The 20,192-nt window shown below is 61.7% G+C and carries 17 protein-coding genes and 1 tRNA gene; 3 read left to right on the forward strand and 15 right to left on the reverse strand.

Features of this window, described 5'->3' with window-relative positions:
• Positions 1–88: 88 nt before the first annotated feature.
• The gene (locus HMPREF2944_RS05310; protein ID WP_070681226.1) at positions 89–1,495 is read left to right on the forward strand and encodes a class II fumarate hydratase; all 1,407 of its coding nucleotides are present in this window, start codon (positions 89–91) and stop codon (positions 1,493–1,495) included.
• 132 nt (positions 1,496–1,627) lie between these two features.
• On the opposite strand, the gene HMPREF2944_RS05315 is transcribed toward HMPREF2944_RS05310, so the two are convergent.
• The 5 genes from HMPREF2944_RS05315 to mca all read right to left on the reverse strand — a co-directional run bounded on the left by HMPREF2944_RS05315 (position 1,628) and on the right by mca (position 6,657).
• Complete coding sequence (locus HMPREF2944_RS05315) at positions 1,628–2,845, reverse strand: MFS transporter (RefSeq protein ID WP_070681229.1); 1,218 nt, start codon at positions 2,843–2,845, stop codon at positions 1,628–1,630.
• A 470-nt stretch (positions 2,846–3,315) separates the two neighbouring features.
• The gene (locus HMPREF2944_RS05320) at positions 3,316–3,822 is read right to left on the reverse strand and encodes an NUDIX hydrolase (protein WP_005506863.1); all 507 of its coding nucleotides are present in this window, start codon (positions 3,820–3,822) and stop codon (positions 3,316–3,318) included.
• 127 nt (positions 3,823–3,949) lie between these two features.
• A complete protein-coding gene (locus tag HMPREF2944_RS05325; RefSeq protein WP_070681232.1) occupies positions 3,950–4,477 on the reverse strand; it encodes a prepilin peptidase in 528 nt (175 codons plus the stop codon).
• Between the two features lie 133 nt (positions 4,478–4,610).
• Complete coding sequence (gene uppS, locus HMPREF2944_RS05330) at positions 4,611–5,420, reverse strand: polyprenyl diphosphate synthase (RefSeq protein ID WP_070681235.1); 810 nt, start codon at positions 5,418–5,420, stop codon at positions 4,611–4,613.
• 265 nt (positions 5,421–5,685) lie between these two features.
• A complete protein-coding gene (gene mca / locus HMPREF2944_RS05335; protein ID WP_070681238.1) occupies positions 5,686–6,657 on the reverse strand; it encodes a mycothiol conjugate amidase Mca in 972 nt (323 codons plus the stop codon).
• Positions 6,658–7,143: 486 nt separating this feature from the next.
• On the opposite strand from mca, the gene greA reads away from it, so the two are divergent.
• On the forward strand, positions 7,144–7,641 hold the full coding sequence (gene greA, locus HMPREF2944_RS05340; protein ID WP_049346542.1) for a transcription elongation factor GreA: 498 nt from the start codon (positions 7,144–7,146) through the stop codon (positions 7,639–7,641).
• Between the two features lie 168 nt (positions 7,642–7,809).
• On the opposite strand, the gene ilvA is transcribed toward greA, so the two are convergent.
• The 4 genes from ilvA to HMPREF2944_RS05360 all read right to left on the reverse strand — a co-directional run bounded on the left by ilvA (position 7,810) and on the right by HMPREF2944_RS05360 (position 12,655).
• The gene (gene ilvA, locus HMPREF2944_RS05345; protein WP_070482909.1) at positions 7,810–9,063 is read right to left on the reverse strand and encodes a threonine ammonia-lyase; all 1,254 of its coding nucleotides are present in this window, start codon (positions 9,061–9,063) and stop codon (positions 7,810–7,812) included.
• A gap of 233 nt (positions 9,064–9,296) precedes the next feature.
• A complete protein-coding gene (locus HMPREF2944_RS05350) occupies positions 9,297–10,559 on the reverse strand; it encodes an AI-2E family transporter (protein ID WP_371440406.1) in 1,263 nt (420 codons plus the stop codon).
• A gap of 130 nt (positions 10,560–10,689) precedes the next feature.
• On the reverse strand, positions 10,690–11,610 hold the full coding sequence (locus HMPREF2944_RS05355) for a Bax inhibitor-1/YccA family protein (RefSeq protein ID WP_070681244.1): 921 nt from the start codon (positions 11,608–11,610) through the stop codon (positions 10,690–10,692).
• A gap of 154 nt (positions 11,611–11,764) precedes the next feature.
• Positions 11,765–12,655 (reverse strand): Cof-type HAD-IIB family hydrolase, encoded by an 891-nt coding sequence (locus tag HMPREF2944_RS05360; RefSeq protein ID WP_070681247.1) that lies wholly within the window; start codon positions 12,653–12,655, stop codon positions 11,765–11,767.
• A gap of 263 nt (positions 12,656–12,918) precedes the next feature.
• On the opposite strand from HMPREF2944_RS05360, the gene HMPREF2944_RS05365 reads away from it, so the two are divergent.
• On the forward strand, positions 12,919–13,329 hold the full coding sequence (locus HMPREF2944_RS05365) for a DoxX family protein (protein WP_070681250.1): 411 nt from the start codon (positions 12,919–12,921) through the stop codon (positions 13,327–13,329).
• 320 nt (positions 13,330–13,649) lie between these two features.
• On the opposite strand, the gene HMPREF2944_RS05370 is transcribed toward HMPREF2944_RS05365, so the two are convergent.
• The 6 genes from HMPREF2944_RS05370 to HMPREF2944_RS05395 form a co-directional block, all read right to left on the reverse strand.
• A tRNA-Leu gene (locus tag HMPREF2944_RS05370) sits at positions 13,650–13,723 on the reverse strand.
• Positions 13,724–13,969: 246 nt separating this feature from the next.
• On the reverse strand, positions 13,970–15,355 hold the full coding sequence (locus HMPREF2944_RS05375) for an NAD(P)/FAD-dependent oxidoreductase (RefSeq protein WP_070681253.1): 1,386 nt from the start codon (positions 15,353–15,355) through the stop codon (positions 13,970–13,972).
• Positions 15,356–15,858: 503 nt separating this feature from the next.
• A complete protein-coding gene (locus HMPREF2944_RS05380; protein WP_083313073.1) occupies positions 15,859–17,454 on the reverse strand; it encodes a S8 family peptidase in 1,596 nt (531 codons plus the stop codon).
• Positions 17,455–17,597: 143 nt separating this feature from the next.
• A complete protein-coding gene (locus HMPREF2944_RS05385) occupies positions 17,598–18,551 on the reverse strand; it encodes a Ppx/GppA phosphatase family protein (RefSeq protein ID WP_070648848.1) in 954 nt (317 codons plus the stop codon).
• A 154-nt stretch (positions 18,552–18,705) separates the two neighbouring features.
• On the reverse strand, positions 18,706–19,305 hold the full coding sequence (locus HMPREF2944_RS05390; protein ID WP_070482901.1) for a DUF501 domain-containing protein: 600 nt from the start codon (positions 19,303–19,305) through the stop codon (positions 18,706–18,708).
• Between the two features lie 113 nt (positions 19,306–19,418).
• A complete protein-coding gene (locus HMPREF2944_RS05395; RefSeq protein ID WP_070681256.1) occupies positions 19,419–20,072 on the reverse strand; it encodes a septum formation initiator family protein in 654 nt (217 codons plus the stop codon).
• Positions 20,073–20,192: the final 120 nt, after the last annotated feature.

Below are 20,192 nucleotides of genomic sequence, written 5' to 3' on the forward strand. Positions count from 1 at the left end.
CTGAATCCTGCAAAATTTATGAGCGTTTTTCCTTTTCTGGCACCGGATTTTGGCGACGGGGGCCACTTTGAACGCCTATGCTAGAGATATGGCTGAAAACATTGAATACCGCATTGAACATGACACCATGGGCGAAGTTCGCGTTCCGGCTGATGCACTCTACCGTGCACAGACCCAGCGCGCAGTCGAGAACTTCCCGATTTCGGGTCAGACCCTCGAATCCGCCCATATTCGTGCGCTTGCCCTCGTGAAGAAGGCAGCCGCGACCGCCAATGAGGAACTCAAGGTGCTCGACGCTGAGCGCGCCCAGGCTATCCGCGACGCAGCGGATCTGGTAGCAACCGGTAAGTACGACGCCCACTTCCCCATTGACGTCTTCCAGACCGGTTCCGGTACCTCCTCGAACATGAACGCGAACGAGGTTCTGGCAACCCTGGCAACCCGTTCCTTGGAGTCCAAGGGTATTGAGGTTCACCCCAACGACCACGTGAACGCTTCCCAGTCCTCCAACGACGTCTTCCCCACCTCCGTTCACGTTGCTGTGACCGAGGCTCTGGTAAAGGACCTGATTCCCGCTCTCGAGGTGCTCGCTGAGTCCCTGGAGCGCAAGTCCGTTGAGTTCAAGGACGTCGTGAAGTCCGGTCGTACCCACCTGATGGACGCAACCCCCATCACCCTGGGTCAGGAGTTCTCCGGCTACGCCGCAACCGTGCGTTACGGCATTGAGCGTGTGAACGCTTCCCTGCCCCGCGTGGCTGAGGTTCCCCTGGGCGGTACCGCCGTGGGTACCGGCATTAACACCCCGGCAGGCTTCTCTGCTCGCGTGATTGAGCTGCTGGCCGAGGAGACCGGCCTGCCCCTGACCGAGGCTCGTAACCACTTCGAGGCTCAGGCTAACCGCGACGGCCTGGTTGAGGTTTCCGGTCAGCTGCGCACCCTGGCGTACGGCCTGATGAAGATCAGCAACGACATCCGCTGGATGGGTTCGGGCCCGAACACCGGCCTGGGCGAGCTGCACATCCCCGACCTGCAGCCCGGCTCCTCGATTATGCCCGGTAAGGTCAACCCCGTGATTTGTGAGGCTACCATTCAGGTTGCCGCTCAGGTCATCGGTAACGACGCAACCATTGCTCTGTCTTCCACCAACGGCGCGTTTGAGCTGAACGTGGGCATCCCGGTGATGGCCGCTAACCTGCTGCAGTCGATCCGCCTGCTCGCTAACGTCTCTCGCGTTGCCGCCGAGAAGATGGTTGACGGTCTGACCGCTAACGTTGAGCGTTGCCGCTTCCTGGCTGAGGCTTCGCCCTCGACCGTGACCCCGCTGAACAAGCTGATTGGTTACGAGGCTGCTGCGAAGATCGCTAAGTACTCGGTGGCTCACAAGGTGACTGTCCGTGAGGCAGTTGTGGCTCTGGGCTACGTGGAGCGCGGCGAAGTGACTGAGGAGCAGCTGGATGCGGCTCTGGACGTCACCAAGATGCTGGGCAACTTCTAATCTCACCCGCTTGAACCTCACCTGAGGTTCGCGGCTTAACCATAGAGGGAGGGGCGACTCGCCATGACGGCGGGTCGTCCCTCCTTCTGTCTGTGTTCTCTGCCCCGTCATTGAGTTGGCAACAGGTTCTCACTATTGTTCAACAATATTGAACACTTTGAACTGTTTATAGTGGACCAGCGTGTAGATGAGGCAGAGTACAGCCGGGATACTGACGACAAGCGCAGCGTTGAAGGAGCCGAGATGGTCAAGCATCAGTGCTACCGCACCCATGGAGTACAACGTTCCTAGCCCAAACACGGCACCGTCAAGGGAGCTGGCACGCCCCAGTAGCTCATTCGGTGTAATGCAATCACGCAGATTGTTGGAGAAGATGAAAGCTGATGCCCATCCTACGTCCAGGATGAAGAGCAGTGCGCCGAGCACTACGGGGTTATTGCTGATGGTGACCAGCGGTATTCCGAGCAGGGATACGACATTGGCGACCAGTAGCATTCCTCGTGTGTTCTCGAAAGAGAGGAAACGATCGATGATGAGCGCCGCGACGATACCACCGATACCGCTGCAGGCCATAATCATACCTACCACTGAGGCTTCAAAAGTGAGCTCCTCATACAGGCGGTAAATAATAATGAGCGAATACGATGCTGTAGCTGCCGCCAAGAAGAACGTGTAGACAAGGATAAGTCTCTGCGGGGCACCGGAGAACATGTATTGGATACCGTCAAACATGCGGTGAATAAACCCATGTTGTACGGTTTCGCGTTGCTCAGTTTTAGTTTCCATCTCTACGGATGGCAACGTTGCGTATGAAATAGTTGCCGCTCCGAAAAGGAGCACCGGGACGATAAGACCGACCGTTGCACCCGCGACAAGAACAATAAACCCTGCTGTAGGGGGCGCAATGATTGCGGATATTCCCTCGCAAATTTCACGACGTGCATTGTACGAAAGAAGGTTTTCTCGTCCGAGAAGCTGCGGAATATATCCTGCTTCTGAGGCAGCAGCCAGCTCAGAGAAGACACCGCTCACAAATCCTAGTGCGGCGATGGCGAACCATGACAGCATATGCTGCTCAATCATCAACGCCAAGGTAAGGATGCTGAGGATGTTTACTGCCCCGGCAATCACAATCATAGGTTTTCGAGGCAGACTATCCGATAGGGTTGCTAGTGGATATGCCAAGGCGATATTGGGGATTTGCATGGCTACCGCCATCACGCCAGCCAACCCAATTTCGCCTGTACTAGCGAGAATCGCGATGGGTAGGGCGAAGGAATATATTCCTGTACCTACCAGAGAGCCGATAAGGGCTACGTAGATTCTCCAGGGTATTTTATGTGTTGTCATGCTTTGCTCCTTCCAGGACGCATCAAAATAGCGCCCAAGAATTGCGATGAACACAATGAGCCTAGTTCACAGAAAAATGGCATGCCTTAAAGATTTATAGGCAGAGTAAAAGGAAAGCGACTACGCTCACCAGAACATCACGTGAACGAATCTTTCTCGGGTTACTGACTAATACGGGGCCGTCACTCCCAATGTAACCCGTGTCATATATAAAGCATCTCATGCGCACCACCCATAACTCGACACACAGGCACAACTTAAAGTAAAAAAGACATAAACAAGGCAAAGCCACAGCAAAACTTGGGATTTTAGCTCTTCAATCCCACAGAAAAGCAGGAAGAACCACCCAATAACATGTAACAAACTGTCATAAAAATGCTGGGAGGGGCGACTTGCCATGACGGCGGGTCGCCCCTCCCTCTGTATCTACACGCCTCATTCGGAGGCTTTTACTCAGTCCCAGTAGCTGTCTAGTACTCTTCCGGCGGCACCGACTCCAAACCAAAACGGCAGTGACCGTCATAGTTCAGCGCCGCATCAATACGGTCCAGCATCCGCTCCGAAAGCAACGCACGCTCCGCCGGGTCAGACACATCCACCCAACGCACCTGCGAAGACTCCTCGTCGTTCACCTTCGCCTCACCAGAAACCCAGCGGCACAAGAACGTATGATCCAAGAACTGGCAGCGGTCACCATTGCCGAACTGCATCGGCGGGTCAGCCTTCACCTGTGCCAGCTCCAGCACCTCAATCTGCACGTTCGCTTCCTCCTGTGCCTCACGCAGGCAGGTCAGTGCGGGGCTCTCGCCCGGGTCCACAATGCCCGTGATCGGGGTCCACGCCCCGTTATCGCTACGGCGCACCAGCAGCACCTTAGAATCCTGCTCACGGTACACCACAGCCGTCGCGCCGGACAGCCACAGGTAATCCGAACCAATCCGCTCACGCAGCTTACGGATATAGGGAGGAGTAGGCATAACATCAACCTTTCAAAAGCCCCGGCAGTTCTGCCGAGAAATAGGTGCTAGGGAGCAGAGCGAACAGCCGCGAGCCGCACGAAGAACGAACCCGCCGCTTAGCCGGACGGTCACCCTACTTCGGAATCTACCACAGAGAATACGCAGGAGCCGCCAACGCCACCAGCGCACCCAGAAGCATAAACGGGCCGAACGCAATGCGGGTGCTACCGCGCGCCTTCGTGAACAGCACTAGAGCCAAAGACACCAGACCACCGGCAAGGAACGTTACCAGCGACGCCCAGCCCAGGTTCGCCCAAGACAGGTACCCGAGCACGCCGCCCAGGATACCGGCAAGCTTCACATCCCCGCGGCCCAGCGCGCCAAAAGACAGAATACGCAGAAGCCCGTAGCAGAACCACAGCACCAGACCGGCACCAATCACGCGCCAAATATCGGCGGGGCGGCCCGCAAAAAGCAAAGATACAGGCAGCGCCGTATAAGTGGCAATAGCCAAAGGAATCAGGATGCGGTGCGGCAGGCGGTGCTCCCGCACATCAATACGCCACAGCCGCAGGGCGCACCACAGAAAATACAGCAGGTAGCTGCCGAGCACCAGAGCGGCAATTGTGGAGGCGCCGCCTGCGTTGTAGAGGCGGGAAAGCTCAGCGAGCATAGAACGTCCATTCTGTAATGCAGGAGGCAGTACTACCGGAGGCTGCCAGCCACGAGGACCAGCTAGTCGGAGGGCCAGCCAAGAAACACGAGCCGACGGCACTGGAGCGCATAGGCACTAGAGCGTGCAGGTTCTAGGAGCCGAAGCGGCGGGAACGGTTCGCGTAGTCCCGCAGGGCACGCAGAAAATCAACGCGCGTGAAATCCGGCCACAGGGCACGGCAGAAATAAAACTCAGAATACGCGCTCTGCCAGGTCATAAAACCGGACAGGCGCTGCTCGCCCGAGGTACGAATCAGCAGGTCCGGGTCAGGCATATCGGCGGTGTACAGGTGCGAAGAAATATTCTCCACGCTCAGCTGTTCGGCAAGCGATTCCAAGGATGTGCCCTCAGCGGCGGCCTCGCGCAGAACCGAGCGGACCGCATCCACAATCTCCTGGCGGCCGCCGTAACCGACCGCAATGTTCACCCGCACGCCGGATAGGTGCGCAGTCTGCTCAATCGCCCAGTCCAGGCGCTCGTGTAGCTGACGAGGAATCAGGTCAATATTGCCGATGGCGCGCACAGGACCGCACGCAGCCTCCACCAGCCGTACCAGGAAGTTATCGATGACCGCCACCAGGCCGGTCAGTTCCTGCTCGGGGCGCTTGAGGTTCTCAACCGAGAGCATGTACAGGCTCACCTGCGGAATCGACAGCTCGGCGCACCAGGCCAGAAAATCAATAATTCGCTCCGCACCGGCGGCGTGGCCCTCACGGGTGCTCAAGCCGCGCTGAGCCGCCCAGCGGCGGTTGCCGTCCACCAGCACTCCAATGTGGGCGGGCAGGATTTCAGGGCTCAGCGAGCGCTCCAGGGCCCGCTCGTAGACGGTCAGCTCCGTGACAGTACCGGGGTTGCTGGCATGACCGTGCACGGTAATCACGGGCAGGGCGTTAGCGCTCATGGCTCGTACCTCATTCGGCTGTCGAAGCGGATGCATCACGGGCTCTACGGTGTGAGAGCCCAAGCTCTAATTCTACGCCCCGGGCGCGCGCCGCGGGGCTCCCCGCGGGTGCGGAAGGGCTGAGAATCGGCTCAAAGTTTGAGCTTCCGGGGGCTCAGACGGGGCCCGGACCCGGAGTGGGTACTCATGCGAAGGCCCCGGCCCCGCTCTCCGTATGCATCACGGGGCGGAACCGGGGGCGCTGAAGAAGCATCGTGGCTGAGCTCTAGATGACGTAGTAGTCGCTCAGGCCCTCGTCCAGGCTAGATTCGGGCAGCTGAACCTCAGCGTGCGAGGCGGCCAGCGTGTAGTCCTCCCAGGGCCAAATATCCTTCAGCTGTTCGCTGGGAACGGCGAAGAACACGCCGTTCGGGTCCACCTGCGATGCGTGCGCGCGCAAAGCCTGATCGCGCTGCTCAAAGTGGTCGGTCACCAGGATGCGGGTCGTAGTCTCGTGGCGAGGCGCCTCCCCCGAGGAGGCGCGGTGCGCGAGGTTCTCAATCCAGCCGCTCAGCAGGCTCTCACCGTGCGTATCGAGCAGATGCTCGTGCAGGGCCAGGGTGCGTTCGGGGTTGAATGCGCGGTCGTAATAGAGCTTCAGCGGGGTCCAGGGCTCTCCCTCACCCACGTAGGCTTCCGGGTCGCCTGCCTTCTCGAATGCTTCCACGGCAACCTTGTGGGTCATGATGTGGTCGGGGTGCGGGTAGCCGCCGATCTCGTCATAGGTGATGATGATGTGCGGGCGGTATTCACGCACCAGACGCACGAGCGGCGCGGCGGCACGGTCCAGGGGCATGGTGCCAAAGCTACCGAAGGGAAGCGACGGCATGGGGTCGCCTTCGGGCAGGCCCGAGTCGAAGAAGCCAATCCAGCGGTGCTCAATACCCATAATCTCGCGGGCAGCCGCCATCTCAGCGCGGCGCAGACCCGGCAGGTCACGGTGCGCACGCGGGCTCTTATCGACCTCCTCATTCAGAATGTCGCCGCGCTCGCCGCCGGTCATCGTCGCCACCATGAAGCGCGCGCCACGGGCGATATACGCGGATGCGGTACCTGCGCCCTTGGAGGATTCGTCGTCCGGGTGTGCGTGCACGGCCAGGATGCGCAGACCGGTGTAGTCCTCCTCCAGCGGCTTAATAGCCTCGACGGGAGGGTGAGTCGGCAGGTTCGCCTTCAGCTGTTCGATGGCTTCGCTCACGGTGGTGTCCTTTGGGTTAGTGCCTGGCGGTGCGGTGGGTGGCGTATTAGGTGCGGGATGCGTCGGCGCCTTCCGGTGATTATCCGAAGGCCACGACGAAAGCATTACGAAACAACGCCGGTGTAACTCCTCGTATGATACCCGGGGTCGGGAAGGTTCACTAGCGCAGATGACGCCGTGTGACATCGTGAAACGTAAGGTCATATCCGGGGGTGTATCCGGAGAAGCGCTGGGGAATCTCAAGTATGCGGCAGCCACCGTCCGCCCGGCTTTTCTGCCGTCGGCCCGCGCATCGTCGAGGATACGCTCAAAGGTGCGCTCAGAGGGGAAGAAGCGACCGAGCTACCAGCCGAAAACCCTCCGGTGCTCTAAAATAGGTCTGTTGATTCATTCCGTTACCGGCGCCGCCGCGCATTGAACGCGGCACACGGTAGCGGGTTTATTCGTTTCGCACCGGCAACGCCGGCGCACAAGCAAAGGATACGCATGGCTGACAACACCGGTGCATGGCTCACTCAGGACGCCTTCGACCGTCTCACCCAGGAGCTGGAGTACCTCTCCGGCCCGTACCGTCAGGAAATCGTCGACCGCATCGCGCAGGCACGCGACGAGGGCGACCTCCGTGAGAACGGCGGCTACCACGCCGCCCGCGACGAGCAGGCCAAGAACGAGGCACGCATCAAGCAGCTCAAGCACCTGCTGGAGACCGCCCACATTGGCGACGCTCCCGTCGACGACGGCGTCGTGGCCCTGGGTATGGTCATTGAGGCCGAGGTTGCGGGCCGCCACTTGAAGTTCCTGCTTGGTTCCCGCGAGATTGAGGACACCCTCCCCGCCGGTACCGATCTGAAGGTCTTCTCGGAGAAGTCTCCGCTGGGTGCCGCAATCCTGGGCGCTAAGCAGGGCGACGAGGTTTCCTACACCGCTCCGAACGGCAAGGAGCTGAGCGCCAAGATTGTCTCTGTGACCCCCTACCACGCCTAAGTCGAGGCTCATAGATTTGCGGCTGTCGAGGTCCACGGCCCCGGCGCCAACACGCTAAAAGTGCGGGGTGCCGATTCTTCGGAATCGGCACCCCGCACTTTTTATGTCTTCCGCTTCACCGCGTGAAGATTCACGAGCGAGCGGCAACCCACAAAATGTAAGGTCGGCTTAGTAGACGATAATCGGTTTGAAGCCCTCGTCCTCCAAGGCAGAAATGACCTGGCGGCAGTGCTCCACACCCTTGGTTTCCATGTCGATGGTGATGGACACATCGCCCATGGAGAGCGAGCCACCCACGCGGGTGTGATCCACACCGGTAACGTTCGCGTCGTTCTCGGAGATGATGCGTGAGATGGTTGCCAGCTCACCCGGGCGGTCAGAGAGCATCATCTTAATGGTCATGTAGCGGCCGGCAGCAGAAAGACCGCGCTGAATCACCTTCAGCATGAGCATCGGGTCGATATTGCCGCCCGAGAGCACGCACACGACGGTGCCTAGGTCGCCGTACTCTTCCTTCAGCTTGCCGTTCATCAGCGCCGCCACGGGCACCGAACCGGCGGGCTCCACCACGAGCTTGTTGCGTTCCATGAGGAAAATGAGGGCGCGGGCGATATCGTCTTCGCTCACGGTCGCCACGTCATCCACCAGCTCCTTGATGATGGAGAAGGGCATCTGGCCGGGGCGACCCACGGCGATACCGTCGGCGATGGTGGAGACCTTCTTCAGGGGCACCAGAGCATCCGCAGCGAGGGACAGCGGGTAGGCCGCGGCGTGCTCAGCCTGAACACCGATAATCTTGATCTTCTTGCCGAGCTCCTGCTCCTTCGCGCGAATCGCCGCGGACAGGCCGGCCAGCAGACCGCCGCCGCCAACACCCACGATGACGGTATCCACATCGGGCACCTGCTCCAGAATCTCCAGGCCAATCGTGCCCTGGCCCGCGATAATGTCTTCGTTATCGAAGGGGTGCACGAAGACCGCGCCGGTCTCTTCGGCGTAGCGCTTCGCCTCCGCCAGGGCCTCGTCCACGGTCACGCCGTACAGCTCAACCTCGGCACCGTGATCGCGGGTTGCGGTAATCTTCGGCAGCGCCGCGCCCAGCGGCATGTAGATGCGGGCCTTAATGCCCAGGCGGTCAGCCGCCAGGGCCACACCCTGCGCGTGGTTACCCGCGCTCGCGGCCACCACGCCGCGATTCTTCTCCTCCTCGGAGAGCTTTGCCATGCGCACATACGCGCCGCGCACCTTGAACGAACCGGCGCGTTGCAGGTTCTCACACTTGAAGAACACCTCGGAACCCAGGCGCTGGCTCAGGGCACGCGAATGGGCGACCGGGGTGCGTTCAATAACGCCTTCGAGCAGCTCTGCGGCACGTTCAATATCGGTAATGGTCACGGGCAGGGAGTCGAGATCTACGCTCACGGGTTTTCCATTCTGACGGTGCGTTGTCCCGCGGGCGCGGGACGGTGATGTATTGCTCATCCCATTTTAGAGGATGGGTACAGCGAAGGGGGCTACCCGGTCGCGAGTAGCCCCCTGGCGAGACACCGCCGTAGACGGCATCGCGGCCGGCGGTATCGCCGGGACGAGTTAGCGGTGCGTTATCGAGGATGGCGGGGTGCCCTACGCCAAAACCTCCCGCTCGATGCAGGCCCCTAGTCTTCGGAGGAGTCCGAAGCCTCGGAAGCCCGATTCTCAGGCTCCTCAGCCTTCTGATGGCGCGGCACTCGGGAGGCCAGCTTCTTGACGCTCTCCTGCCGTTCCTGGGCCTTCTCCTCAGCCTGCTCGCGGCGAGCCACCTCGTGCGGGAAGAGGAACTCCTCATCGCGCAGGTTAGGATCGTGTTCCCAACCGCGATCCGCCAGGTAGCGCACCACCGAGTTCACCACGGCCAGCGTCGGCACCGCGAACAGCGCGCCCACGGCACCGAAAATCATGGAGCCGCCGGCCACCGAGAAAATCACGGCCAGTGGGTGCAGTGATACAGCCTTACCCATGATGAGCGGCTGCAGAATATGCGACTCCACCTGCTGCACCAGTAGCACGATGCCCAGCATAATCAGCGCCTGCACCGGCCCCAGGGCCACGAGCGCCAGAAGCACCGCCACGACACCGGAGAACAGCGCACCAATCACCGGGATAAAGGAACCCAGGAACACCAGCACGCCCAGCGGAATCGCCAGGGGCACACCCAGGATGGCGGCGCCCAGGCCGATACCGATGGCATCAATCGCGGCCACCAGAATCTGCACGCGGACATAGGCGCCCAGGGACTTCCAGCCCGCGCGGCCCGCACCATTCACGGCCTCGCGCGCGTCCTTGGGGAAGAGACCGACGACGAACAGCCAGATGCGTTCGCCCTCCATCAGGAAGAAAAGTAGCGTGAACAGGGTTAGGAGCACACCGGTTGCGACATCGGCAGCGGTCGAACCGACCCGAGACACGCCGTTCAGCACGGTGTTCGGATTGTCCTTAAAAGTGTTCTCAATCTGGTGCAGGAGCTGGTTCAGCTGGTCAGCACCCAAATCGTACCCGAGGCTCTTCAGCCAGTCCACGAGCTGCTGATAGCCCTGCACCGCCTTATTAGCCATCGTGGCGAAACCGCGCACCAGCTGCTGACCGGTCAGCGAAATAATCACGGCGAGAAGCAGCAGCAGACCCAGCTCGGCGATGGCAGCCGCGCCGCCGGCCCGCACGCCTTTCTTCCGCAGGAGCATGACGGTCGGGCTCAGCAGAGCCGCCAGGAGCATGGCCACCATCATCGCGATGACCAGCAGGGAGACGTGCCCCAAGCCCTTCCACACGACCCAGCCCGCGCCGGCAATCACGATGAGGCGCCAGGACCACGCGCCGGCCACGTCCACGGCGAAGGGAACCCGGTAGCCCTCCCCCGCCCGACGTTCTTCGGCACTCGATATATGCTTCACGCTGTCTCTCTTTCTCAAGCCCGCCAGGTTGCTGGGCGAGCCGGTATTCGTGGGGCGCTAAACCCCGCCAAAGCCGCGAAAGCGGCGGCACCGCTACGGTACCGCCGCTTCGTACGAATTTTTAGTCGTTGCTGAAGATGCTTGCCAGATACATGAGTACGCGCAGAATCTCAACGTACAGCCACACCAGCGATGCGGTCAGGCCGAAAGCCAGGCGCCAGGACTCGCTCTGCGGCAGACCCGCATCCACAGCCTCGGCGGTCGTGGTGTAGTCAATCAGCAGCGAGTAGGTTGCCATCGCAACCGCGATCAGAGCAATCGGCAGACCCAGCGGGATACCACCGATGCTCATGCTATTCAGCGAGAAGCCGAAGAGACCAGCGGTCAGCATGGACACCAGGCCGTAACCCAGGTAGCTGAGCGCACCAATCATGAAAATCTTATTCAGCTTGGGGGTGGTGCGAATCTTGCCGTTGGCGAAGAGAGCCAGGGTCACACCCGCAACCACGATGGTTGCCAGAACCGCCTGGATGGCGGTGCCCGGGTAGCGCAGGTTGACGATGGCGGACAGACCGCCCAGCATCATGCCCTCCATGAGCGCGTAGGCCATGACCAAAACCGGGGAAACCTTCTGCTTGAAGGAGTTCACGAGGCCCAGCACCAGGCCGCCCAGCAGACCCAGGAGCATCAGCACGGGCACGTACCATGCGACCACGGCGCCCACCACGACCAGGCCCAGGTTAATGGCGGTCTTGACCAGCACGTCGTTCATGGTCAGACGCTCACCGGCCGGAACCGGCTCGGAGTAGGTCGGCTCGGAGTAGGTCGGCTCGGAGTAGGTCGGAGCACTGTAATCGGTGTACTGCGGCTGACCGTAGCCCTGCTGGCCATACTGAGCCTGGCCGTACTGGGGCTGGCTCTGCTGACCGTAAGCCTGCTGCTGGCTCTGCTGAGCCTGGCCACCGGCGCCGAAGCGACCGAAGCGAGGATCGCCCTGCCCCTGCTTCTTCGTCATTGAATTAATAAGCGGGTTTCCCGCCATCTTTCTCTCCTTGGATAGATAAGTACTACTAATGCGTTTAATTCTAACCGATGGTTGCCCAGCTCACGCTTCTGTTCGTTCTGAGCACGGCATAGTCTCACATAGCGCGACTCCGCGCAGACACCAGACTTTCGTAAGAGGCCGGCGAGAGATGCTAGGAGGCGTCGCGTGCATCCAGCGCATCCAGCAGGTCTTCCAGATAGCTCAGGACGGCCTGCTCCTCGTTCGTGCCGATCACCTCATCGGCCAGCTCCTTCACGCTCGGCACGGCATTCCCCGTGGCCACGCCGTGTCCGGCGAAGCTGAGCATCCGGCTATCGTTCTCGCCGTCGCCGAAGGCGAGGATTCCTTCGGGGCTGTAGCCAAATCGTTCACAGAGATCCTGCAGACCCGTCGCCTTATTCACGCCCGTGCGAACCAGGTCGATTGCCCCGAAGCCACTAACCAGCGGGGTCACACCCTCGGGCAGCACCTCGCGCAGGTGCGCGTTAATGCTTTGGGTCTGCGCCGGAGGGGTCAGCAGCGGGAACTTGATGGGTGCCCCGCGAACCTCCTCAATGGAGTCAACCAGAATCGCGCCGGGGAAGAAGAAAGCCGCAAAGTCCTCCAGGGTCAGGGTATCGGGAATACTCTGGCCCGTGTCCTCAAAATAATTACGGATGACGTGCACAATCTGTTCGCGGCGATCCTTCGGTAGGAAGATTCCTTCAGTGGTGCACACGAGTAAGCCAATCTGCTTCAGCCCCTCCAGCACTTCGTAGATGGCGGGAACGTCTTCCTCTAGGAAGGGGTGCACCGCCAGCTGGCCGCTATCGTCTGCCAGGTAGGCGCCGTTCTCAGCAATGTAGATGAGGCCTCGGTTCTCAAAGCCACGCATGTAATCCTGCAGCTTGGCATAGGTGTTGCCGCTGGCCACCACGAATCGAATACCGCGCGCATCCAGGCGATCGAGAATCGCGGAGAAGCGTTCGGTGTCGAAGGTCTTCGCGTCGGTGAGGAAGGTGCCATCCATATCGACGGCAATGAGAGAGGGCTGAGTCTGCATGCTATGCCTTTCTGGCTCTGCTATCCCATTCAGGGCGGGTGCGCCTGCGGCTGTACTCCTTTAAGGGTCTCATGTTTTTGAGGTTCCGAATGCCGCCGCTAGGAGGTTTTATGTATTGAGCACCGTCACAAAACGTCATCTAAAACCCCAATTTTTGGGATGCAGATCACTTTTTTGCCCTATTTTTCACCACTTTTGCACTCTTTTCCGCTACGAACTGAATTTACTTGAAGTGTAAAACTTTACTTGTCAAACTTAGGGGCATGAACAACGACACCACGAAATCCACCGGCCTGCTCATCCTCCGCCTCGTCTTCGGCTTCGTCATGATTATGCACGGCATCCAGAAGGCATTCGAATGGACCCCCGCGGGTACCGTCGCATCCTTCGAGCAGATGGGCATCCCCATGGCAGCCGCAGCGGCATACTTCGCCATGGCGACCGAACTACTCGGCGGCACCATGATTATCCTGGGTGTAGGCACCCGCATCGCGGCAGCAGCATCCGTAGTATCCATGAGCGGCGCGCTCATCTTCGTCCACCTCGCGGCAGGTTTCTCCTCATCCAAGGGCGGCTACGAATACGTCCTCACCCTTGCCGCAATCGCAGCAGCCTTCTTCTTCACCGGCGCTGGCAAGTTCTCCATCGACGCGCTCTTCGCACGCCGCAAGTAGCGTCCACAGATAGACTTTCGACCTCCGAATCGGTGCCCTGCACGGGCAACCAATCACCGGTAGTCGAACCAGGCTTCACCGCCAGGCCGCGCTGATTCCGGCAGCGCGCGGCCCTTATCTACCCGCGGTGAAGAGAGCACCGCCGCGTGCTCGGCGATGCCCCCGATAGTATGGGTCGGGGGCATCGCCTTTTAATCGAAACGTTGTTCTGCCTCCGCATCGAGGCTATAGCGGCGATGCTACGGCGAAGGGCGGCGGTCCATTTCCCCTCGGGGAATGGACCGCCGCCCTGTATGCGTCACCGTTTGACGACCGACGAGTGCCCCCACTGGGACTCGAACCCAGAACACAAGGATTTTAAGTCCTCTGTCTCTGCCAATTGGACTATGGGGGCTCGTTTGGTGCACACCAAACATAGAACACCATTATTCCACGAATCCCGAGTAACGCATATCCGCGCCTCGGTACCCAAGAACCCGCACTGGCTCTCACCCGAGGCGGGGCAGGTTGGGTGACGAAGCGCCAATCCCGGGAAACGCCACGAACGCGGCAACGGGCGGCGCCGAAGACCGAAGTCTTCGGCGCCGCCCGTTTCACGTCCAAGGCCTAAGTGGCCTCACCGACTATCGGCCAGCTCGGTTTAGAGCTTTGCCTTATGCGGTGCGGGAGCGGTACCGGTTGCTTCCTGGAATGCCAGGCGCGGGGAGCGCTGGTGGCGAATCGAGGAGGTGTCGCGACCGAAGATCTGGTTCAGAGCCCAGGTGGTCATAACGCGAACGGTACGCTCGGCGGTGGGGATTGCGGAACCGTGGTAGCCGCGGTGCATCATCCAAGCCAGCGGGCCACCAATGGTCTTGCCCTTGAAGTTTGCAACGCCCTTCCACAGGCCCAGGCCTGCCACAACACCGATGGTCTCGTGGTAGTAGTCGGTCAGGGGCTCGCCGCGGCGAGCAGCCAGCAGGTTCTTAGCCAGAACAACAGCCTGGCGGGAAGCGTGCTGAGCGTTGGGGACGCAGAAGCCGCCCACGCCGCCGCCGGAGAGGTCCGGAACAGCAGCGTTATCGCCTGCAGCCCATGCGCCCTCAACCACACCGTCATCACCGGTGACGCGCAGGTCGGCGCTCACGCGCACGCGGCCGCGCTCGTCAATCGGGAAGTCGGTGTTCTTCAGCATCGGGGATGCTGCCACACCTGCGGTCCAAATCAGGGTGTCGGTGGAGATCTCGCCGGCGGGGGACTTGTCAGCCATGTTGATCAGCTGCAGGTTGCCGTCGGTTGCGTCAGCCAGGGAGGTGTTGAGCAGAACCTCGATGCCGCGGGCGCGCAGCTCTGCGACAACCTTCTCGGCGCGGTCTGCGGGGACCTCGGGCATGATGCGCGGTGCGGCCTCAATCAGCACGAAGTGCAGATCGGAGACAGACAGGCGCTCGTTACGCTCGACAGCCACGCGTGCCATGTCCTCGAGCTCGGAGATGGTCTCGATACCGGCGAAGCCACCGCCCACGATCACGAAGGTCAGGGCGCGACGACGAGCCTCAGCGTCGGTCAGCAGGGATGCGACCTCGATGCGGTCCAGAACCCAGTTACGAACCGAGACGGCCTCTTCGATGGTCTTCATGCCGATGGCCACGTCTGCCAGACCCGGAATCGGGAAGGCACGGGTCACGGCACCGGCGCCCAGCACGATCTCGTCGTACTTCAGCTCGAAGGGCTCGCCATTATCGGTGGGCTCAACGACGGCAGTGCGGTTTGCATGGTCGATGGAGACAACACGGCCGGGAATCAGCTCGGTGTCGCGCAGGTGCTGACGCAGCGGCACGGTTGCGTTACGGCCTTCCATGGAACCTGCCGCAACCTCGGGGAGGAAGGGCTGGTAGGTCATGTAGGGGTTCGGCTCGACGATGGTGACGACGCCACCGGTCTCCTTGATAGCCTTCTGAATCTTCTTAGCAACGGTGAAGCCGACGTAGCCACCACCGACAATCAGGACGCGGGGACGGTCCTGTGCCACCTTAGTGAATGCCATGTTAGTTACTTCCTAGTCTCAGGTACCGGGAGTTCTCATCCCGGTAGGGTGGTATGCGCAGCCTCCGGCTCGTTCCGAAAGCTTTCCTAACAAACCAAAGCGGCTCGCCCTGGAAGTCCTTACGCAACGCGAAGTGGCTAGCGGCACGAGCCTGTCTGTTACATACCTGGTTCACCATATATTTTACGCCTTTTGTTTAGGTGAAATCGCATTTATGCCCTCTCGAAGGCGCACCTAAGCCAAAAGTTTCGAGGCTTGAACGAGGTTCACACAAGATAAGGCACTTACAGTTAGGTGAACCCTTTCCATTTTTTCGTTCAACGTTCGAATTTTTCGTTACGATTGGGTGCGTTTGAACCCATCAGGTACCGCCATGAGAGAGAATCACCGCGGCCAGCAAAAACTCAGCCGTTCGCGAACGGGCTAAGGCAAGAAATATAACGGACCGGCATTAGCCGCTCCCCCACCCCGCAAAAAGTGCAATCCCGCGGGGCCGCCCACCGCTACGACGACGAACCGCCGCGCCGGTGAGGCTGGTGATGCGGATGCGGCACGTGCTCCGCCGCGTGATGCGCCTGCTCGCGCACCGCGGTCCCCACCTGACGGGCCGCGTCGCCTGCCCGCACGTGCATCCGGTGCAGACGATGCACCGCACCGGCGGTAATAATCGTGACCCACACCAGGAGCGCACCCACAATGACCGGCGGCAACCAGCCGCGGTCCTCCGGCGGGCGGCTCGCGTCCGGGGCCGCCTGCTTCACGATGTTCTCGCCCTCTTCGTGCACGGGCGCGGCATCGCTGGGCGACGGTGCGCTCACCTGGTGCTTGCGGTGCACCGCAATCCACTCCGACATCGAACCCAGCGGATTCGCCGTCACCGTGGGCGCGGGCAGAGCCATAGCGTCCTGTGGGTTGAACACGCCGTACCCGTACAGCGGGTCACGACCCGTAGCGCCCTCGTCATCGGCTGAGGCAATCAAACGCTGGGCCAGCTGAGCCGCAGACTCCTGCGGGTACTTCTGCTTTAACAGCGCCGCCACGCCCGTCACCAGGGGGGCCGCCGCAGAAGAGCCCGACCACAGCATGTACCCGTTGCCCGGGGCCGCCGCAATCATGTCGGTGCTCGGAGCAACCACGGCAATCGAAATACCCTGCGTCGACGAGCCTTCAGAAACCTGCTTCTTTCGGTCCACGCCGCCGACCGTCAGCACGCCCGGAATCGTCGCGGGAGCACCCACCTGAGTCAGGCCGCTACCGCGGTTACCCGCCGCCGCCACAATCAGCACGCCCTTCTGCTCGGCGTAGGCGAAAGCGTCATCCCAGCTCTGCGGCCAGCTCGTCTTATTCGAGCCAATCGACATGTTGATAATCTGTGCGCCGTGGTCGACCGCGTAGCGCACCGCGGCAGGAATCTGCTCGTCGATGCTCTTACCGCCGGTCGTACCCATGTTCAGCGAAATCGGCAGGATCTTCGCATCCGGGGCCACGCCAATCATGCCGGTCGGCTTACCCGGCTGACCCGCAATCGCGGAGTACCCCTGAGTATCGTGGCCGTGGCCGGCAATCAGCGAGGCGACCTCCGTGCCGTGCATCGGCTCCGCGCCCAGGCCCTGCCAGCCGTCCTCGCTGCCCACGCCCGAGACGTCGGTACCGCGCAGCACGTTGCCCGCCAAATCCGGGTGGTTCCCGTCCACACCCGTGTCAATCACGGCAACCGTCACACCCTTACCCGTGGCCTGCGACCACAGCGAGGTAATGCCGTACTCGTTCAGCCAGTACTCGCGGTGGCGCACATCGTCACCGTTGGCGATATCCGCACCCTGGCTCGGGGCGGCCGTGCTCTTCGGCACCGCCGTGCCCGACGGCGAGGGGGTCGCCGTCACCTCCCTCTTCGGGCTCGGAGAGGCCGTGGCAGAGGAGCTGGGATCGGTCGCGTTGGCCGCGGTCAGCCACGAGGCCGGACCCAGCGGCAACAGGGTCAGCAGGGCGGCAGAGGCCAGCGACCCGGCCGCACGCGAGCGCACCGGGTTCAGGCCCGCCGAACGCAGAACACCCAGGGGGCGGCGGATGCACCGCGCGGCACGCGCAAACCGATCCATTCGTTTCTCCTCAACTGAACGACGCAAACTCACCTGGTGAGGCAAGCTCAGCTAGACAATACAGGCCGGCCGACCCGCACCGCGCGGGTCGGCCGTTAGGATTTCCGGCCCGGAATCGGGGCGGATTTTGCCGAAGTAACGGGCTACAGCTGGGACAGCGCGATGCCGTCCAGGATGTCGTGCTCGCTCACCGTCACCGAATCCACCGCGCCGTCAGTCAGCTCGTTCAGGCGAGTCAGGATGCGGGCGTAAATCGTTGCACCGGCACCAATCACATCCACCCGGCCCGGGTGCATGTAGCCCAGGGCCTCGCGCTCGGCACGGTCCAGGGAAGCCAGCCAGCGAGAAGTCTTCTGAACGGTCTCGATGGAGAAGGTCTGCGCGTTAATGGCCTCGGAGTCGTAGCGGTCCAGGCCCAGGGCGGCCGCCGCAATCGTCGTCGCGGTGCCTGCCACGGCCACCACGCGGCGGGCGTTCTGCAGGGGGACGGTCTTGCGGGCCACGTCAAGAGCTTCGTCGGTGTCTGCCTCAACGCGGGCAATCTGCGATTCGGTTGCCGGCGCGTTCACCATGTGACGCTCGGTCAGGCGCACGCAACCGATGTTGACGCTGCGGGAAGCCTTCACGCCCGACTCATCCCCCAGCACGAATTCGGTGGAGCCACCGCCCAGGTCGAACACCAGGGTGTCGCCGTCGCCCGCACCCACGGCGCGCACGGCGCCTGCGAAGGAGAGCGCGGCTTCCTCATCGCCGCTAATCACCTCGGGCTCAATGCCCAGGATATCGCGGATGCCGTTCACGAAGACGTTGCGGTTACCCGCATCGCGGGTTGCGCTGGTCGCCACGAAACGCACCGAGTCCACGTCGTGGTCACGTAGCAGTACGGCGTACTCACGGGCTGCCGCGAAGGTGCGGTCCAGGGCCTCCTGCGCCAGCCAGCCGGTCGCATCCACGCCCTGGCCCAGACGCACGATGCGCATCTCGCGCACAACGTCCTTCAGGACGGTCTTCTCGACCCCGTCCACCACCTCAGTGGTGGAATCGGCAATCAGCAGACGGATAGAGTTCGTACCGCAGTCAATCGCTCCAACGCGCACGGTGGGTTCCTTTCAGGACTATCGTCATCATCGTTCGCTGCCAAAGGCAACGCGAGCGCCGCAGGCGAAGCTGTTTTCGCTTCTCGGCGCTCTTTCTATCTATTATGCGCCCGCGCCGTCACGGGCGACGGTGCGGGCGCATCGAAATCAGTATTTAGGCTTCCTCGCGCCAGGCGGGGTCGCAGGAGCATACCTCGGGGGTCCACCATTCTGCGATGGCGTCCAGGCCGCGGTCACCCATGGGGTTCACGCCGCGTCCTACCGAGAGGGTGTGGCCGATGACGGCGTGCAGGCACTTCACGCGGGTAGGCATGCCGCCGGCCGAGATGCCGTCAATCTCGGGAACCTCGTCGGTACCGCTGATCAGGCGGATGCGCTCACGCTCGGCCAGGTAATTCTCGTGGGCTGCGGCGTAGGCGGCGGCCAGCTCAGCATCCTCGGCGAGGGCGTCGGTCATCTCGTACATGAGGCCGCCGGCCTCCAGGCGGGATGCGGCGGCGGTGATGACCGGGTGCGCCAGGTAGAACACGGTCGGGAAGGGGGTGCCGTTGCTCAGGCGGGGTGCGGTGGCGGCGACCAGCGGGTTGCCGCACACGCAGCGGGCGGGGATCTCGACCACGTCGCGCACCTTGCGGCCCAGCTGTGCGGAGAGAACGCGGATGTCCTGCTCGGTGGGCTTCAGGGTTTCAACGGTCACGCCGAAACCGCCGGGGGTACGGTTCTTCAGATCCTCAATGGTGTTTTCGGTGCTCATAGTCCTTATTCCTGTCCCGTCCGCTCGTGCGGTCCGGGAACGTTAGGGTCGTGGGTTCGTGGCGGGTCGCCGGTCTGCGCGGCGAGCCTCTCGGTCAGCCGCTCGGCGCGGTTTTAGTTCTTTTCGAGGGAGTCCCAGATCTTGGTGGTCCAGGCGTCCTCGGGGGCATTCTTTGCGTTCGCGGAGGTCTTGTCAGCCTTCGAGGAGTCGTCGGTGATGCCGGTGACCACGTAGGGAGTATCCCCGGGGTTGACGTAGTAGAGGCGGCTGCGGGCCTGCTGGCGCACGTAGTTATCGTCGTTCCACCAGGTCTGTTCGGCCTTCAGCTGGGCGTTCTCCTGCTGTAGCTGCGAGATGTGGGTGTGGATTCGGTTTATTTCCCGGTCCTGATCCATGTAGGTCAGCACCGGGTATGCGGTGCCAAGGGCAATCACGCCCACCATAACGGTCATCAGGAAGCTTCGCCCGGAGAACATGTGGGCGGCCACGGGCGTGGCGTAGCCTTCATCTTCACCGTTCTGCCGACGGGCACGGCGCCGCGCGCGCTCCTGCCGGCGGGCCTGCTCCGCGCGTTCGCGTTCGGGGTGACGGCGGTTGAGGCCCACACCGAAGAAGAGCGCGCTGGCCTTCTTCAGCAGGGAGGTGCCGGCCTGGCGGGCCGCCGAGGGTTTCTGGGAATCGGTGGAGGTTTGAGCGGTGCCGCGGTCCTCAGCCGAGGTGCGACCCGTTGCGTTACGCCGGGTCTGCTCGTCTGCTCGCTGGCTCATTAGTTCTCTCCCCCATCGTTGTTCCTACAGCAGTGCGCTTCTACCTATTCTACCCGGGTTTGTGTACCCGCCTGAGCGTTCCTTCCGGGACTGTTTCTGGCCTATTTCGAGGGGCTCCAG

Source organism: Rothia sp. HMSC072E10, assembly GCF_001813965.1.
GTDB lineage: Bacteria > Actinomycetota > Actinomycetes > Actinomycetales > Micrococcaceae > Rothia > Rothia mucilaginosa_A.

Excerpts from the sequence above, each read along its gene's own strand:
- HMPREF2944_RS05310 (WP_070681226.1), top strand. The coding sequence starts at position 89 with ATGGCTGAAAACATTGAATACCGCATTGAACATGACACCATGGGCGAA.
- HMPREF2944_RS05390 (WP_070482901.1), bottom strand. The coding sequence starts at position 19,305 with ATGAGCACCGAAAACACCATTGAGGATCTGAAGAACCGTACCCCCGGC.
- HMPREF2944_RS05360 (WP_070681247.1), bottom strand. The coding sequence starts at position 12,655 with ATGCAGACTCAGCCCTCTCTCATTGCCGTCGATATGGATGGCACCTTC.
- HMPREF2944_RS05315 (WP_070681229.1), bottom strand. The coding sequence starts at position 2,845 with ATGACAACACATAAAATACCCTGGAGAATCTACGTAGCCCTTATCGGC.
- HMPREF2944_RS05395 (WP_070681256.1), bottom strand. The coding sequence starts at position 20,072 with ATGAGCCAGCGAGCAGACGAGCAGACCCGGCGTAACGCAACGGGTCGC.
- uppS (WP_070681235.1), bottom strand. The coding sequence starts at position 5,420 with ATGAGCGCTAACGCCCTGCCCGTGATTACCGTGCACGGTCATGCCAGC.
- HMPREF2944_RS05325 (WP_070681232.1), bottom strand. The coding sequence starts at position 4,477 with ATGCTCGCTGAGCTTTCCCGCCTCTACAACGCAGGCGGCGCCTCCACA.
- HMPREF2944_RS05365 (WP_070681250.1), top strand. The coding sequence starts at position 12,919 with ATGAACAACGACACCACGAAATCCACCGGCCTGCTCATCCTCCGCCTC.
- HMPREF2944_RS05375 (WP_070681253.1), bottom strand. The coding sequence starts at position 15,355 with ATGGCATTCACTAAGGTGGCACAGGACCGTCCCCGCGTCCTGATTGTC.
- greA (WP_049346542.1), top strand. The coding sequence starts at position 7,144 with ATGGCTGACAACACCGGTGCATGGCTCACTCAGGACGCCTTCGACCGT.
- HMPREF2944_RS05320 (WP_005506863.1), bottom strand. The coding sequence starts at position 3,822 with ATGCCTACTCCTCCCTATATCCGTAAGCTGCGTGAGCGGATTGGTTCG.
- HMPREF2944_RS05380 (WP_083313073.1), bottom strand. The coding sequence starts at position 17,454 with ATGGATCGGTTTGCGCGTGCCGCGCGGTGCATCCGCCGCCCCCTGGGT.
- HMPREF2944_RS05355 (WP_070681244.1), bottom strand. The coding sequence starts at position 11,610 with ATGGCGGGAAACCCGCTTATTAATTCAATGACGAAGAAGCAGGGGCAG.